This is a genomic window from Peribacillus sp. AS_2 (assembly GCF_026891895.1).
In the GTDB taxonomy this organism is placed as follows: domain Bacteria; phylum Bacillota; class Bacilli; order Bacillales; family DSM-1321; genus Peribacillus; species Peribacillus frigoritolerans.
In genome coordinates this window covers 197,628-213,635 of sequence record NZ_JAPTGA010000003.1, presented here as the reverse complement: position 1 = coordinate 213,635, position 16,008 = coordinate 197,628, and the positions used below count along the sequence as shown (strand labels likewise).

The 16,008-nt window shown below is 40.4% G+C and carries 15 protein-coding genes and 1 pseudogene; 1 reads left to right on the top strand and 15 read right to left on the bottom strand.

Annotation, left to right across the window (positions count from 1 at the left end):
- Positions 1-10: 10 nt before the first annotated feature.
- From OTG27_RS06535 to OTG27_RS06495, 9 genes are all read right to left on the bottom strand, one after another.
- Positions 11-1,309, bottom strand: coding sequence for an arsenic transporter (locus tag OTG27_RS06535; protein ID WP_268936547.1), 1,299 nt, complete (start codon positions 1,307-1,309; stop codon positions 11-13).
- A gap of 17 nt (positions 1,310-1,326) precedes the next feature.
- The gene (locus tag OTG27_RS06530; RefSeq protein ID WP_268936546.1) at positions 1,327-1,668 is read right to left on the bottom strand and encodes an ArsR/SmtB family transcription factor; all 342 of its coding nucleotides are present in this window, start codon (positions 1,666-1,668) and stop codon (positions 1,327-1,329) included.
- A gap of 187 nt (positions 1,669-1,855) precedes the next feature.
- Positions 1,856-2,119, bottom strand: a complete 264-nt coding sequence (locus OTG27_RS06525) for a hypothetical protein (protein ID WP_268936545.1) — start codon at positions 2,117-2,119, stop codon at positions 1,856-1,858.
- A complete protein-coding gene (locus OTG27_RS06520; protein WP_268936544.1) occupies positions 2,116-3,162 on the bottom strand; it encodes an NAD(P)-binding domain-containing protein in 1,047 nt (348 codons plus the stop codon). Before OTG27_RS06520 ends, OTG27_RS06525 begins: the two co-directional genes overlap by 4 nt.
- Positions 3,163-3,229: 67 nt before the next feature.
- A complete protein-coding gene (locus OTG27_RS06515) occupies positions 3,230-3,685 on the bottom strand; it encodes a MarR family winged helix-turn-helix transcriptional regulator (protein ID WP_057275664.1) in 456 nt (151 codons plus the stop codon).
- A 71-nt stretch (positions 3,686-3,756) separates the two neighbouring features.
- Entirely contained in the window at positions 3,757-3,954 is a 198-nt protein-coding gene (locus OTG27_RS06510) for a hypothetical protein (protein ID WP_268564671.1), read from the bottom strand.
- A 22-nt stretch (positions 3,955-3,976) separates the two neighbouring features.
- Entirely contained in the window at positions 3,977-4,462 is a 486-nt protein-coding gene (locus tag OTG27_RS06505) for an arsinothricin resistance N-acetyltransferase ArsN1 family A (RefSeq protein ID WP_268564672.1), read from the bottom strand.
- 520 nt (positions 4,463-4,982) lie between these two features.
- Positions 4,983-6,038 (bottom strand): HupE/UreJ family protein, encoded by a 1,056-nt coding sequence (locus OTG27_RS06500; RefSeq protein ID WP_268936543.1) that lies wholly within the window; start codon positions 6,036-6,038, stop codon positions 4,983-4,985.
- Between the two features lie 99 nt (positions 6,039-6,137).
- On the bottom strand, positions 6,138-7,679 hold the full coding sequence (locus OTG27_RS06495; protein ID WP_268564676.1) for a CehA/McbA family metallohydrolase domain-containing protein: 1,542 nt from the start codon (positions 7,677-7,679) through the stop codon (positions 6,138-6,140).
- Positions 7,680-7,797: 118 nt separating this feature from the next.
- Here OTG27_RS06495 and OTG27_RS06490 point away from each other — a divergent pair.
- Positions 7,798-8,644 (top strand): annotated as a pseudogene (locus tag OTG27_RS06490) (heavy metal translocating P-type ATPase); the annotation flags it as partial.
- Between the two features lie 499 nt (positions 8,645-9,143).
- Here OTG27_RS06490 and OTG27_RS06485 read toward each other — a convergent pair.
- From OTG27_RS06485 to OTG27_RS06460, 6 genes are all read right to left on the bottom strand, one after another.
- Positions 9,144-10,559 carry a SpoVR family protein gene (locus tag OTG27_RS06485; protein WP_057275661.1) on the bottom strand — a complete coding sequence of 472 codons (1,416 nt, stop codon included), beginning with the start codon at positions 10,557-10,559 and terminating at the stop codon, positions 9,144-9,146.
- Positions 10,560-10,722: 163 nt separating this feature from the next.
- Complete coding sequence (locus OTG27_RS06480) at positions 10,723-11,802, bottom strand: YkvI family membrane protein (RefSeq protein WP_268936542.1); 1,080 nt, start codon at positions 11,800-11,802, stop codon at positions 10,723-10,725.
- 130 nt (positions 11,803-11,932) lie between these two features.
- Positions 11,933-13,045: an o-succinylbenzoate synthase gene (gene menC, locus OTG27_RS06475; RefSeq protein WP_268936541.1), complete on the bottom strand. Its 1,113-nt coding sequence runs from the start codon at positions 13,043-13,045 to the stop codon at positions 11,933-11,935.
- A gap of 13 nt (positions 13,046-13,058) precedes the next feature.
- Entirely contained in the window at positions 13,059-13,853 is a 795-nt protein-coding gene (locus tag OTG27_RS06470; RefSeq protein WP_268936540.1) for a GNAT family N-acetyltransferase, read from the bottom strand.
- Positions 13,846-14,994, bottom strand: coding sequence for a M20 peptidase aminoacylase family protein (locus OTG27_RS06465; RefSeq protein WP_057275880.1), 1,149 nt, complete (start codon positions 14,992-14,994; stop codon positions 13,846-13,848). Before OTG27_RS06465 ends, OTG27_RS06470 begins: the two co-directional genes overlap by 8 nt.
- A gap of 64 nt (positions 14,995-15,058) precedes the next feature.
- Positions 15,059-15,901 carry a MurR/RpiR family transcriptional regulator gene (locus OTG27_RS06460; protein WP_268936539.1) on the bottom strand — a complete coding sequence of 281 codons (843 nt, stop codon included), beginning with the start codon at positions 15,899-15,901 and terminating at the stop codon, positions 15,059-15,061.
- Positions 15,902-16,008 lie beyond the last annotated feature (107 nt).

Sequence of the window (16,008 nt, the reverse complement as noted above, 5' to 3'; positions counted from 1 at the left end):
AAAGTAAGGTTTAATGAATAATTTGCAGCCATATATATAAGCCGGCCAATGTGATGAACAATGTTGGGATGGTTAAGATGATTCCCGTTTTAAAGTAAGTTCCCCATGAGATTTTCACGCCTTTTAATGAAAGGACATGCAGCCACAATAACGTAGCCAAAGAACCGATCGGTGTAATTTTCGGGCCCAAGTCCGAACCGATGACATTTGCATAAATCAGGGCTTCTCTTATTGCTCCAGTTGTATGGGTGTCGGAAATGGCAAGAGCGTCTATCATGACCGTAGGCATGTTATTCATAAGCGATGAAAGAATGGCTGCTATAAATCCCATACCTACAGTAGCAGCGAATAATCCTTGATCAGCTGTTACTTGTATAAGGTCAGCTAAAATGTTCGTCAATCCAACGTTTCTCAATCCATACACCACGACATACATTCCAATGGAGAAAAACACAATCGCCCATGGTGCACCTTTTACAACGGTCTTGGTATTTACAGCTAGACTTCGTCTTGCCATAAACAAGAAGAATATGGCGATGACACCTGCAATGATGGATACAGGAATGTTCAAAAATTCACTGATAAAGTAGCCTACCAACAGAATGCCTAAAACAATCCCAGACAGGCGAAACATTTTCACATCCCGAATGGCATCGACTGGCTTCTTCAATTGAGCCATATCATAATTCTTCGGAATGCTCTTTCTGAAGTATAAATATAATACCAGGATGCTTGCTGCTAATGAAAACAGGTTGGGAACGATCATTCTAGATGCGAACTCAATAAACCCGATATCAAAAAAGTCAGCAGAAACAATGTTGACCAGATTACTTACCACAAGCGGTAAGGATGTAGTGTCTGCAATAAACCCACTCGCGATGATAAATGGGAAGATCATTCTCTCTTCTAACTTCAAGTTTCGAACCATCGCCAATACAATCGGAGTTAAAATGAGAGCGGCTCCGTCATTTGCAAAGAACGCAGCGACTAGAGCACCGAGAATGCTCACATACACAAACATCCTTACTCCACTTCCCTTAGCCGCTCTAGCCATATGCAGGGCTGCCCATTCAAAGAAACCAATTTCATCTAAAATCAAAGAAATTATGATAATAGCAATGAACGCCAACGTCGCGTTCCATACAATACCTGTAACAGTAATTACATCGTTGAAGTCAACAACCCCAAATAGTAAGGCAAGTACCGCCCCCCCGCATGCTGACCAGCCGATTGACAATCCCTTGGGTTGCCAGATGACGAATGTCAACGTCAGCAAAAAGATGATACTAGCTAATATAACTGTACCCACTGATGTTCTCCTCCTCGTTAGTCACAACAAATCCGTTTTCCTTGTGCTGTTAATTCTTCTAATTTAAAGTTTTGACTCGGCAAGTCCTTGATGACCGTTTGAATAAATGAGTAATACGAGGATGATTGGTTTAACGAGTAGAATATCCATTGTCCCCTTCTCGCTTCATTCACAATTCCGCTATCTTTCAACTTTCGTAAATGTTGGCTTATAGCCGGCTGGCTCATCTCGAATAGATCCACAAATTCACAGACACAGCATTCATGCTCAGACATGATCTTAATCATGGTCAAACGGGTTTTATCGCCTAATAATTTAAGAATGTTTGCCGTGGTACCTATATCCAACGCCCCATTCATTGCCTTTCACCCCTCCTGGCCCAAATTAAATAAGTATATGCTTATGTGATTATTCAGCATTATTGTATAAGCATATTCTTATTTAATCAACCATTAAATATTCAACCATATATTTTCCTTACTTTAATATTCAGCACTTCAAAGAAATTATTAAAGACCAGCCTTGTTTCAGACTGGTCCTTCTATTTCATTCACAACAGGAATTATTTTTCATTTCCAATCTCGCTAGAACGGGGCTGCCACAGCAAGAACGATCGTTTGTTTCAGTTGCAGGAATATCAGAATCGCAGGAATTAGATGCAAGATTCACACTGCAAACTCCTGTTTCAGGCAGTTCCAAGTGTACTTCTTTTGCCCCCTCTACATCCCCTGTGAGATAAGCCACCACGGAACGGACTTGTTCGTAGCCTGTTGCCAGTAAGAATGTAGGTGCTCTTCCATAACTCTTCATCCCAACAATGTATTGGGATCAATTAGCGGAGCAAGCGTGTCTATGCTTTCCACAGTTGAATCAAGGTTTATCCTTACTTCATTTAAAAAGCTTGTATCGGGCCTGAAACCCGTACTCACTACCATTTCATCGATGTCACCGATTGTGAATTCTTCTCCGTTTAGTTCTCCTACTACCGTGATTTTATCGTTTGTTGGATACACTCCATTAATATGAAAGGGAGTAAGAATATTGATTCGTCCAGACTCCACTAATTGCTGAATTCTTATGCCCAACTCTCCACGAGCAGCCAGCCCGTCGTTTTCTTGCCCACCGTACACTTCATGAATCTGTTTTTTACGAAGAACCCAGTAGATCTTTGTATCCGAATATTTTTGCTGTAAGGTGGCCAAACCCAATAGAGCATTGATGGCAGAATGCCCGCTCCCGATCACCAAGGTGGTTTTATTTTGATATCTGTTTTCCAGTTGTACAACGTTAGGAATGCCATAGTGGATTTCATTGTGTAATTGTCTCTCTGCATTCGTCCATATCCCATTTGAAAGCATGGGGTTTGGATTGGTCCAAGTACCTGATGAATCAATGACCGCTTTCGCTTCAATGACCGTTGTGTCACCATTCGCTTCTACATAGAGTTGAAAGGGAACCGTGTCCCGTTTTCCTGTTTTTAATTTATCGTGAGCCTTTTTGGCAACTCTGACTACTTTTGCCTGCAACATGATCTGTTCTTTTATTTCTGGAAGGTTACTTAAAGGCAGAAGGTACTTTTCAACCAGTTCGCGACCTGTCGGCAAAGCTTCTTCGTCAGGTGACGTCCAGCCAGCGTTCTCCAGTAATTCCTTTGCTGCTTGATCGATGTTATACTGCCACGGAGAAAACATTTGAACGTGTCCCCACTCCAGTATACTGGAACCAACCGATTCGCCCGCTTCCAATACGATAAACTTCTCCCCTTTTTTTATTAAATGGGCTGCAGCTGCAAGCCCCACAGGACCTCCGCCTATAATTGCTACGGGTAATGCATTTTTATCGAATTGACCCATCATGATCCCTCCTATATTTTTGTGTTTATAAAAAAGTTGTAATTTGCAAGCATTGTCGAAAAATATACTACCCCCAAGGAGTAGTACAACATACGGAAGACTTCAGCATTTTATCATTAAGCAATTTCAAGGAACGCACGACGGATTCCTTTTCAAACTCATTCATCGTCTTGAAGACCTCATTCAAGTAATCATTCATTTGCTGATCGATGGTTTGATTGACCTTCATTCCTTCTTCGGTCAGAGAAAGGATGGAAATTCTCCGATCTTCAGCATCTTGCGTTTTTGTGACCAAATTCAATTTGATCAGGGATTGGATTTGTCGGCTGAACGTCGTAATGTCCGTTCCCAATGTTTCTGCAATTTGCTGGATGGAAGCCTTGTTTTGTCGATGTATTTCATACAGGATATGGCTTTGAACGAGTGAAATTTCAATTCCATCAGCGCTACAGCAATTTTTATTCAATAATCCAAACCGTCTTGTCAAGAGTTGGAAGAGACCTCTAAGGTTTTCATTTTCCATTACTTTCACCTCGCTTTATTTATACGCTAATTATTTGCATTTTGCAACTATTCGATTCAATTATTTTTTATTTATCCTTTTAGCTTGTTAAAAGCCGTCATGAAATTTCGGTGAGTTTCCTCGCCGTAATAGCACGCTTCTCCTTTGAAAAAGTTGGTTTCGATGAATTCCTTTGCCTTTTCCGCCACAGGTTCTCGAGAAGTTAAAACCAGTTTGAAATAGGCATCAAAATAACCAACAGACAATACGCTTGAATGGTTCACTGTCATAATACTCCTACCCCCTAATTGTTTACAGTAATTTCTCCATAGCCATCACATCGACAAATTCACCGTCTAATATTCCCTGGTTCTTAAACACTCCCACTTCTCTATACCCCCGTTTTCTGTACAATCCTTGCCCAATCTGGTTAAAGGGAAAAGTGAATAACACAATCTTATTGAAGTCATTTTCTTTTGCGTGCTTTTCGATGGATTGCAGCAATAAACCGCCAATCCCTTTTCCTCGATGATCTCTCGAGATATATACGGATAAATCGGCAACCCCTTTATAAGCAATACGGCTGTTATATTGGTTCAAGGAAGCCCAACCGACAATTTCCCCATCTTGCTCGGCGACAATCAGCTTATATCGCCCGATATGCTTTGCAAACCATTCCTCCATGTAGACTTGATCCTTCGTTTCCGTTTCCAACGTGGCAACTCTATCCTCAATCCCCTGATTGTATATATCTTTGACCGAGTCCAAGTCTGCTTCAATCGCTTCACGAATGATCATAACTTCCCCCTTCTCCTTCGCTTGCAAACACAAATTTTTCATTTAAAACATTCTATATCCAATTTATAACACCAAAACTTGCAAGTTGCAAGTATTTTTTATGACTTTCCTATTTTGAATAAAACAAATATGGAACCTACTGTTTATTTTAAAATCTATGACAAGAAATCATCAAGTGAACATCTCTCCCCTTTTCTTTACATTAACAGACCACGGCCCTAGCTTTTATCTTCAGGCCTGTTCTTAATTCCATTACTAAGGATAATTGTTTGTTGTGAATTATGTTCATTTCACCTCATTTTAAAGTTTGTCTGAATACAAGTTTGTCAGATGTATGGTAGCAATTGCTTCTTTTTAAACGTATGGATCAAAATTAATTAACAAAGCAACAGGAACAATTAACTTGGTTACTCAAAAAACAATTTACCCATGATTTATCGATATAGAGGACTTAATTAACCAACAGACCAACTTTTAAGAAAGATGGTCTGTTTAAAATAGAAGTGAATTAAAACTTTCATCAAAATGCTCTTTGAATAAACCATACTAGACCAAACGCTAATATGGCTACCGACGTTCCAGGTATTACCCATTTAATGGGTTTTAATGTAAATTTTTTTATCCACAGGATTATCGGAAAGGCCAAGGATACGATTAATAGTTGTCCCAATTCAATTCCTATATTGAAAGACAACAGAGAAGTAGCCAAATGGTTTCCATCTAGTCGCATTTCTGATAGGATTCCAGCAAAGCCGAAACCATGAATGAGTCCAAAACCGAAGGCAAGCCATGGATGGTGTTTGGCATCTTTATCAAAAATATTGATGAGTGCAACGTAAATAATGCTTAAGGCAATGGCCGACTCTACAAACCTACCTGGTAACTGCACAATCTCTAAGGTAGCAAGAACCAAGGTGATACTATGGGCAATCGTAAAGGCTGTAATCAAGGAAAGAATGTTTTTAATCGTCTTTGCTCCAAAGAGCAAACTAATGACAAAAAGAATATGATCATAACCTGTAAAGATATGTTCTAACCCAAGCAATAAAAACTGTTTTACGTTTTGTACGACACTAACTTCTCCAATCTCTAATTCTCTTGATTCGTACGAAAGAATCTTTTCTTGTTGTTTTCCGTCCATTTTAACGGTTGCAAAGTTTGCATGGCTTGGATCGGAGTCATCCAGGAACATGTTATAGTCAACAGTTAGCTTTTGTGGTTTATGTTCCATCATATAAGTCAGGTTAATCACTGCAAACGGGAGGTCTTTTATCATTTCAACATCTGTTTTTTTAACATTTCCCACCACTTTTACACCATCTGCATAAAGAGATATATGCGAATTGATATATTGCTGTACTGTATTAGAGTCAATTAATTGCTTTGCATCTGTTTCCTTATTAATCGAATGCCCAAGTTCGGTTAGATCCAGTTTAAGCTCGTAATCGAGGTTTTTCTCGTTAACTTCAATGACGGAAAACCCTTCACTGTTATTGCTGTGAGCATATGCAGGTGGAGATAGTAAAGAGATAAACGAAATCATCACAAGGAACATTAAGAACCATACCCTTTTCATTGCATTCACTCCATTCCGATTGTTTCTTTCTCTGATGTTTTAGGATTATAGCAAAGACGAGGAGTAATGATGCTCCTCGCCCATTTTTTCTCTTCACATTTACTTCGTGGACTTGATAAATATTGGGTTCGAGTAGAACCAAAGATCTGTCCATGGGTTTTCTCCCTTAGGGTCTTTTTCTGGCTCTAACTGGTCTGTACTCGTTCCTCGTAAACGGATATAACTATCTTTATCAACATCCTTTAACGTATAGGAGATCTCGATATATTCACCGCGTTGCTTCCAATCTTTCTCAGTAAAACGTTTAACGACTTTTGTTGTCGGATTGGCAGCGGTTGAGCGGTCTTCCACTTTTCCAGTCACCTCTCCTACAATTAAGTCGACCCGTTTTACTTTTGGTTGATCTCCATGAGAATTCGCAGCATTAGGATCTTTTATACGAACCGTGACTGCTACATCCTTAGACTTCTTACCTGGTAATGTAAGAGTTTCCCCAATAGAGGCCGAATTCCCTTTGGATTTAGAGTACCACCGTGATTTTCCCCCAGCTTGAGCTTTAACATCTAATTCAGAGACGAGGTCACCTGTTGCTACAAATACTTTACCATTACGAAGGCTTTCCATGATGTCTTTGTAGTCTTTCTCTGCTTTTACATACGTTTTTGAGTATTCTCCAGGCCAGAAATCGCTTCCCCCATCACGCCAGTTAACATGAGAGTCAGAAGTAGAGGTAATCCACCAATGTCTTCCTTCACCTAGCATGGAATCCCATAAGCCGCCCACTTTAGCTGTCATTTGATCAAATCCGCCCATGGTCGGGGCATTTACGTTTCCATATGATCCTCGGGCACCTTCAGGGTCAAGAGAGCCGTCTGAATTAATAGCAGAGGCCTGGTGGCCAGGAGCACCTTCCATACCGATGGAAATGTTCGGTGCTGTGTCGTTCCAATTACGGAATTCCTGCGGAGTATCCTGCCCCCACTCACCATCTCCTGTCGCTGAACGAGAAGGATGATGTGCAATGTGAATTGGAGGCTCGTCCATTTGTTTCATATAGTTAAGGGCATCAATCATAGTGGACTCCGTATCTCGACTACCATCATTTGGATATGGCTCACGCTTATTAAACTTGCTTTCAATGTCATAAAGTGTCTTTGATTCATTATCACCTTTTGGAATGATAATTGAACTGTGATCGGCAGCAGGCGTATCAAATTCCATTCCATAGAACTGAAGAACTTCAGGAACTGCTTGACGAGATTTCAACAGTTCAGGGTATGCTTGCTCTAAATTCACCTTGGAATGGTTCGGACCACCATGATCCGTCGTAACCATCCAATCAAGTCCATATTTATGTGCATTCTGAGCGTTTTTGACGGTTGGGTATATAGCATCTCCACCTTTGATTGGTTCAGGAGGGTTTTTGGTGTTGTCCCAGCCTACACTCCACTCACTATGAATATGATGATCCCCTGCGAGCCATGTAGTCCTATTCTGCTTTTTTTCTTCTTTTGAAAATTCTTTTGCTTGTGTTTTTTGATCAATACCATCCTTGATAAAAGGTTGGGTTGTAAAAGCTGTGGTTACAAGAAGTGTTGTTGCGATTAAAGGAATAGCTTTCTTCTTATCACGAGATTTCATGTTCACGTTCCTCCTATGTATATAATCAACAGTTGAATTATAAGGAACCTGTGTATAAATTAAATTAATTGATTGTAAAACTCTTGTTAATATTCCGATAATTATTAGCGAAAAAAATGAGGGGGTAGTTATTATTACCTCAGCAACAGAAGAAGGTTTCTCAACACATCCTATTGCCAAATCGATTGTCCGTTACGGCAACGAAAAAGGAATCCAGCCTAAAAATGGTGAGTTATACAAAAGTATTGTAGGAAAAGGCGTTCAAGCTACCATTCAAGGAGATATTTTTTACGCAGGTAATCTAGAGCTATTCGAAGAATTGAATGTAGATTTAGAGGATATAAAAAAAACTATTCAAGAAATACAGAACAAAAGGAAAACAGTAGTTATAATAGGGACACAAAATCAAGTTATTGGGATTATTGCTGTTTCAGATACAATACGGGACACTTCAGCACCAAAGCATTAAAACAAAGTGGAGTTAATCAAACGGTTATGTTGACTGGAGATAATGAAGGAACCGCTAAAATGATTGCTTCAGAAGCAAATGTTAATCGTTATTTCGCGGAATTATTGCCAGAGGACAAAGTAGATGCCATAAAGAAATTACAAAATGAAGGCCTAAGGTGGCCATGGTTGGAGACGGTATTAATGATGCGCCAGCACTTGCAACAGCAGATTTAGGTATTGCTATGGGTGGTGCAGGAACTGATACCGCGATGGAAACAGCTGATATTGTTTTAATGGCTGATAACCTTGATAAATTATCTCATACAATAAAGTTAAGCAAAAAAGCTTTAACTATTATTAAACAAAATATTTGGTTCTCTATCATTATTAAGATCCTTGCGTTAGTCTTCATCTTCCCAGGTTGGCTTACACTCTGGATGGCTGTATTAAGTGATACAGGTGCAGCCTTAATTGTTATTTTAAATGCAATGAGATTGTTAAAATTTAAAGAATAATTATTCATGAGATGTTTCTTAATAAGAGACATCTCATTTTTTTCAATAATAATATTTTTAAAAAAACTGCCTTAAAGACAGGTTCGATATTAAGCTAACGAACCGTTAACCATCCACAAAATCGCATTTGTTTTAACTTCAATTAAAATTATTGCATCCAAATTCAGGCTCCTACACCAATGGTTTTCCTTCACCATCCCTTTTTTTATATCCCAAGTAGTAGTACTAGGGAAGACTTCAACATTCGACCATTAAGTTATTTCAGAGAACGCACGACGGATTCCATTTCAAACTCATTATTCATTGTATTGAAGATTTCATTTAATTAATTTGCATTTATTTGACCAAATTCAATTTTATTAGGGATGTTTAACAGGCATAACCTCCAACCCCCTATTTGTTTTTCACAGTAATTTATCGATAGACATGACATCGACATATTCCCTGATTTTTAACTTGAAACAAGAAAACTGCCGAATGACCGGCAGTTTTATCAGCTTTATAAATATTTACGGTGAATGCCTTTTCCATCATAGGAAAACAGGACTTCTTTTCCTTCAATGACTGATTCCATATGCACGGAGCGGCCCCAAAGCTGATGGATATATGGCATGACTTTTTCGAGATATTTCAGATCTAGCTCAATATCTTCATACCAATGTTTTAGATAAAGTTCCCCATTACGCATGAAGTCCCCATCGTTAACTGTGATATAAGGGAAACCTCCGTTAACCCTCATGCTCACGAGTTGATCACGAACATGTTCCCATGCCTTATCGACGATTTTATAATCCTTGCCCTGCTTTTGGAATAGGTACATATCCTCCCGCATGACCAGGTCCTTCGTCAAATAATTGCGGAGAAAGGAAATATCCGATTCGATTTCCCTGACCTCGAACATCTTTTCCCGGCCAGATCCTGGCTTGACGCCGAGCCTGATCATTTCTTCGGTCGGATTATCATAGCGTTCTTCAATATCTTCAAGCACTTTCAATCCAAGATAATAAGGATTGATGCTGGTCCGTGAAGGCTGCACGACACCTGCGTTCAGTTTCGCGAATTCAATGGCTTCCCCTGAGGATAGATCCAATTCACGGATAATGCGCTGATGCCAGTAGGATGCCCAGCCTTCGTTCATGATTTTCGTTTCCAGCTGCGGCCAGAAATACAGCATCTCTTCCCTGATCATCGTCATGATATCCCGCTGCCAATCGGTTAAATCCCTGCTGTACTGTTCTATGAAAAGCATAATATCCTTTTCTGGCCTTGGCGGGAATTTCTTTCTTTTTTTAATATTGGATTTCTGCGGTTTATCCTTATTATCAAGATTCCATAAATCATCGTATTGTGTGGCTGTCGGTTTTATTTCCTCTTCTTCTTCCTCATCTTCCATCGTCCAGGCAAGCTTCGGTCTCATCAGCGACGGATCGATATGTTCTTCAATGGCTAAAAGTGCATCCAGGAAGGTTTCCACTTCCTTTTTGCCATGCAGGATTTCATATTCACGGATTCTTTCTGCCGTTGCCGACATACTTTCTACCATATCCCTCTTGGTATTATTGAAACGTATATTATTCTTAAAGAAGTCACAATGCGCCAAAACGTGGGCAACAATCAATTTATTTTGTACAAGTGAATTGGAGTCCAGCAGAAAAGCGTAACAAGGATCAGAGTTAATGACCAGTTCATAGATTTTACTTAATCCAAAGTCGTACTGCAGCTTCATTTTATGAAATTGCTTTCCAAAGCTCCAATGAGAAAAACGGGTCGGCATCCCGTAGGCACCAAATGTATAAATGATTTCTGAAGGGCAAATTTCATAGCGCATCGGGTAAAAATCCAACCCGAACCCCGTTGCTATTTCTGTAATTTCACTAATGGCATATTCCAGAGCCTTTTGCTCCGCTTCATTCATCCGATATCCCCCTTGTCTTCCGCCTTTAAACTAATGTATGAAAAAAAGGAGGAAAAATGCCGTGATCATGAGTAAAGGTCCTCGATAACAGAAAAAAAACACCTCCATGAAGAAGATGTCAGGCCAAATGTTTCATGCAGTTCTGCAATCAATCCCTTAGATATTAAAATTTTGCTAATTCCGGATTCACAGCCTCTTTTTTCATTTTTGAACGGATCCAGGAAATGATGAGCGCTGCAATGATGACAAAACCTAAGTATCCTGTGATTGGGTATACCGTCCCAACCAATTTAATAAAGCCAACGAAACTTGCAAAGAAGGCGAGAATCCCGACTATAATCACGGATAATTTAAATCGTTTCGTTTCCGCAGGCACCAACCTGGCGGTGAATGCATACAGCATCCCGACAGCTGTATTATAAATCATTCCTAAAAGGATGATTGATAGGATATATCCCAACCATGGAGAAATCTGATTCGCTAAATGAAGGGTAGGCATACCAGAGCCTTCTATGCCCTTCAAGTCGGACATCATCCCCAAATTGATCAAAAATAACAGGATTCCCAATCCGATACCCCCCAGGATTCCTCCCATTCCAGCCTGTTTCTTATTCTTGAAGGTCCCGCCCATTACGGCCAGCATGGCAATTCCGGCAGTCATATTATATGAAACATAAAGTAATGAACCCATCAACCAATTTCCGGTAGCAGCCGTTCCTTTACTTGAAGATGAAATAATTTGATTGAAACTTAGATTGGATGTGAAAAATGAATAACCTGAAATAATGATCATGATAACGAATAAAAACGGTGTGACGGCACTAATGATGGACATTATTTTATTAACATTAAGTAAAAGCGTACCAATCGTGAGCACCGTCATGACGATTGCACCGACCATGCTTGGAATCCCGAATTGTTCCTCAAAAATCGTTCCGGAGCCGGCAATCATGATGACTGTAACGCCAAACAAGAAAAACGTGATGATAATATCGACCACCCTGCCTATAAAGCGGCCGCAAATATGATCGATGATGCTTTTATGGGAACGTGTCTGGAGAGTGCTCCCTAACTGGGTAACTTGCATGCCCAAAAACGCGAATAAAACTGTCGCCACCACAATACCCAATACACTGTAGATTCCAAAACTCGTGAAGAACTGTAACACTTCTTGTCCTGAAGCAAAACCTGCTCCAATGATGATTCCAATATATGCTCCCGCAAGATTTATACTGTTTTTCATATCAAATACCACCTTAATTATATGATTATTCTGACAATTTAAGTTATGAGAATATCTTTCCTTTCTTCATTATCCTTCCGGCTTCAAGGGCAATTGCCCCTGAAGCCGGAAGGTCCTTTAATTCCAACTCTTATTTATTTGTATATCTTTTACTATAGGAAGTGAATTCATCGACCGCTGTGTAATCGACTTCATAGCCAATGCCTGCCGCTTTTGGAACGGTTATGACCCCATCATTCACTGTAACCTCTGGTTGGATGATGTCTTTATGCCAATAATTCGCGGATGCTGCCGTATCACCAGGCATCGTGAAGTTATCAAGTGTTGTCAATGCGATATTATGGGCACGCCCAACACCAGATTCCAACATGCCACCGCACCAAACCGGTACATTCCTTTCTTTACATAATTCATGTATTTTCATTGCTTCCGTTAAACCGCCAACCCTGCCAATCTTAATATTAATGATTTTACAGCTTCCCAATTCAAGGGCTTTTCTAGCATCTTCGACGGAATGTATACTTTCATCCAAGCAAATCGGTGTTTTGATTTCCGCTTGTAATGTGGCATGATCGACAATATCATCCGATGACAAAGGCTGCTCGATCATCATTAAATCAAATTGATCAAGTTGTTTGAGTAATTCAATGTCTTTCAGCCGGTAAGCGGAGTTTGCATCTGCCATGATCGGGTTTTCGGGATATCGATTGCGCACTTCCTTGATTACGTCTACATCCCAACCTGGTTGAATTTTCATTTTGATTCTTTTATATCCATCCTTCAATCCAGCTTCTATCTTTGCCAGTAATTCAGGTACCGTTTTTTGGATGCCGATACTGATCCCAACATCGATTTTTTCCAGCTCCCCGCCTAAAGCCATACTTAAAGGGATATTCTTTTCTTTTGCGTATAAATCCCAGATGGCTCCCTCGATTGCCGATTTTGCCATATTATTTTTACGGATATGCGAGAACATATCCGATACATCACGGGGATGCTCTATCTCTTTATCCAATACAAGCGGAATCAGGAAATCCTCCAGCATGGTCCAATTGGTTTTTATCGTTTCTTCGTTATACCAAGGTGCTGAAAATGCCACAGATTCAGCCCAGCCTGAAAGTCCCTCTCCATTTTTCACTTCCACAAGAATGAACTCCTTATCCAAAAACGTTCCAAAGCTTGTTGTAAAGGGAGCTACCAAATCCATATTTAAATGACGTAAACGCACTTCCGTTATTTTCATCCCGATTCCCCTCTTATTCTTGTTTTTTTAATAAATAGTTTTGAATGTTTTCACCTTGCTCCCGTTCAATCCCGGCTGCAACATATCCTTTGGCAAAAAGAGCTTTGAATAATTCACCGGTTTTTAACCGCCAATCAATCGCAAGGCGAAGATCAGATTTTTTGATTTGTTGAATATCCGTCGGAATGGGGATGGCGATCACCTCGGCATTGGTTTCCAAATGATAATCCTTGATGTAAGGAAAGCCTTGGTCATTCATTCCTGTCGTTACGATGTGTATGGCTTTATCAGGAAGCGGAGTCTCTTCCTTTGCTTCCTGCCGTATATTCCATTCCACCATGAATCGATCAGTGGAAAGTCCTTCATTGAGGGTATCCTTCATATTTCCATAACAATCTTCCATATATGTAGAGCAAACAGCTTTTAGCTTACCGATATTCAAGTTTGCATTCACACTTTCCAATGGATCATATGTCCATGTGATCAAGTCGTAGCCCTTTTTAAGTGCTTCTTCTTTTTGTGCAAGTTTAAGTAATCTGCCGTAGCCCTTCTTTTGATGGGCCGGATGGATGGCTAACATATGTGAACAAAGATATCCCCTTCCGTCCTTGAATCCCGGGAAACTGTATTGAAACCCGACTAACTGGCCATTGATATAGCCGCCTAATACAAGCCCGCCGTTTTTGACAGCCGTAATCGTCTGATGGATGGGAACGCAATCCATGCCCCATACAAGGGCTTCCAGCCGCTGCACTTCTTGTAGATCCTCTAGTCCGGATAGGGATTTTATGATAAATTCTTCAGTCATGTAAGTGGCCCTCCCCTCCATATTTCTCAAAAGTGAGTATGATGGCTTTGGCCAGGATTTCAATTCCCGATAACAAAGCTTCTTTATTGAATGTCATGTTCGGATGATGGAGCCCTGGTGCCAAATCACAGCCCAATCCAAGCATCGTCGCTTTGAGTTCAGGTCTTTTCAACGTATAAAAGTGAAAATCCTCTCCTCCTGTTGTAATGACAGGCGCTACCAAATTTTCTTCTCCAAGTGTATCGGCTATCGCTTCAGACATTATTTCCTGGGCTTGATCGTTTACGGTTGCTGCAGCAACACAGGTTCCCGGTTCGAGTTTCACTTCGACTCCATGGACAATGGCCAAAGATTCTGCAACCTTTTCCACCTTTTTGGTGAGCTCTTTCATCACTGCATTATCCTGTGCCCGTAAATCCAATGAAAAAGTGGCTCTCCCTGGGATGATATTGGAACTTTCGCCGCCAGCAAAAAACTGCGTCATTTTTACGGAATAAGGGATGGACGGATTGAGATGAATTCCATTTAACAAAGTGATGAATGCCGCTCCTATCTCGATGGCATTCTGCCCTTGATGCGGTCTTGCTCCATGCGCATCAGTTCCCGCTATTTCACCTTTAATGAACTGAGCGGCTCCATGCACAATGGCTGGCGCCGCTTGCCCATCTTTCACTTCCTCAACCGGTCTTAGGTGCACTCCATAAAGGAAATCGACATTATCCAATACTTTTTCTTCAATCATCTTCAAGGCGCCCGTACCTTTTTCTTCAGCAGGTTGGAAAATGAATTTCAGCTTGCCTCTTGGACGAAAGCCCATTTCCTTCAATACAAGGAATACTCCCAGTGCCAAGGTCATATGACCATCGTGTCCACAGGAATGATTGGCTTGAAACGTCCCTTGCACCTCCTGCCAAAGTGCATCGATATCCGATCGTAATCCGACCGTGAAATCCCCATCCCCGATTTCGCCTACCACACCTGTACAGTCCTCGAAGGTTTTCACCGTACACTGATTCCCCGTTAAAATACTTGAAATGAAAGCTGTCGTATTCACCTCATTCCAACTCGTTTCTGGATTTGCGTGTAAATGGTCAAAAATATCGAGTATACGTGGTCTTAATTTTTCAATAGTTTGTGTGATATCCATTTCTGTCTCCCCCTTACCGGTTTATTGGGCATGTTCACCAACTGATGGATGTTTTATCTCAAAAGAAATAATCGTCTTGATTGAACCCATCATATATAGCTTTTCTTTCTTTGAACCCTTGTTCATCCTTAATCGTTACACCAGCGACTAAACTATTCAATAAAGAGAATAACACTGGTGCCGTATCGATCGTGGAAGTCCTTGGTGTTGAAATGGGCAATAAAATGTCAGTGTATTCCGCAATCGGAGCCAGGTCGGAATCCGTAACCCCAATTACAAATGCACCCGCTTTTTTGGCCATTTCGGTTATTTTCACAGTCTCTTTAACATAGCGGTGAAATGAAATGGCCACAAAAACGGAATTTTCAGTCATTTTATTCAACATTAAAAATATATCATCAGTATCAGGCCGATATAAATGAACCTCTTCCCTAACAAGCCTAAGCGTAAAGGTTAACCAATGTGCTGCCGAAAATGATAAACGGTGTCCGGAAATCAAAACATTGTCAGCTGCCGCCAATTTATCGACTGTTTGGGCGAAATCTTCGGTTGATAAATTTTTCATGGTCTTTTCGATGCTGATGATATCCTGCCCCATCACCTGAGCCATGAAGTTTGGCTGACTCGCGGCTTCAAGTTTTGAAGAATGATATTCATTCAAACTGCTGCTCTCGTATATCAACTGATTTCGAATAAGGTTTTGAAGCTCTGCATATCCGCTTAACCCCAATGAATAGCAAAAGCGGATGATGGTCGTTTCACTCACCCCAATGTCTTTTCCGAGCTTTTGAGCTGAAGTGACTGCAAATGTATGTGAATGCACCAACAAGTATTTTGCTACCTTTTTTTGACCAGTAGATAAACCAGGGAATACTTCTTTAACTTTTTGCTGTAAATCCATAAAACATCCCCTCTGAAGCAAGATATGAATCCGATACTTTTTATATGACAATATGAAGTATAAACTTCATTAATAATAGTGAGTATTTTATCACGGGACTTTTAATA

Bases quoted from the DNA above. Each gene is read 5' to 3' on its own strand.
- OTG27_RS06530 (WP_268936546.1), bottom strand. From the start codon at position 1,668: ATGAATGGGGCGTTGGATATAGGTACCACGGCAAACATTCTTAAATTA.
- OTG27_RS06525 (WP_268936545.1), bottom strand. From the start codon at position 2,119: ATGAAGAGTTATGGAAGAGCACCTACATTCTTACTGGCAACAGGCTAC.
- OTG27_RS06520 (WP_268936544.1), bottom strand. From the start codon at position 3,162: ATGGGTCAATTCGATAAAAATGCATTACCCGTAGCAATTATAGGCGGA.
- OTG27_RS06515 (WP_057275664.1), bottom strand. From the start codon at position 3,685: ATGGAAAATGAAAACCTTAGAGGTCTCTTCCAACTCTTGACAAGACGG.
- OTG27_RS06510 (WP_268564671.1), bottom strand. From the start codon at position 3,954: ATGACAGTGAACCATTCAAGCGTATTGTCTGTTGGTTATTTTGATGCC.
- OTG27_RS06505 (WP_268564672.1), bottom strand. From the start codon at position 4,462: ATGATCATTCGTGAAGCGATTGAAGCAGACTTGGACTCGGTCAAAGAT.
- OTG27_RS06500 (WP_268936543.1), bottom strand. From the start codon at position 6,038: ATGAAAAGGGTATGGTTCTTAATGTTCCTTGTGATGATTTCGTTTATC.
- OTG27_RS06495 (WP_268564676.1), bottom strand. From the start codon at position 7,679: ATGAAATCTCGTGATAAGAAGAAAGCTATTCCTTTAATCGCAACAACA.
- OTG27_RS06485 (WP_057275661.1), bottom strand. From the start codon at position 10,559: ATGAATGAAGCGGAGCAAAAGGCTCTGGAATATGCCATTAGTGAAATT.
- OTG27_RS06480 (WP_268936542.1), bottom strand. From the start codon at position 11,802: ATGAAAAACAGTATAAATCTTGCGGGAGCATATATTGGAATCATCATT.
- menC (WP_268936541.1), bottom strand. From the start codon at position 13,045: ATGAAAATAACGGAAGTGCGTTTACGTCATTTAAATATGGATTTGGTA.
- OTG27_RS06470 (WP_268936540.1), bottom strand. From the start codon at position 13,853: ATGACTGAAGAATTTATCATAAAATCCCTATCCGGACTAGAGGATCTA.
- OTG27_RS06460 (WP_268936539.1), bottom strand. From the start codon at position 15,901: ATGGATTTACAGCAAAAAGTTAAAGAAGTATTCCCTGGTTTATCTACT.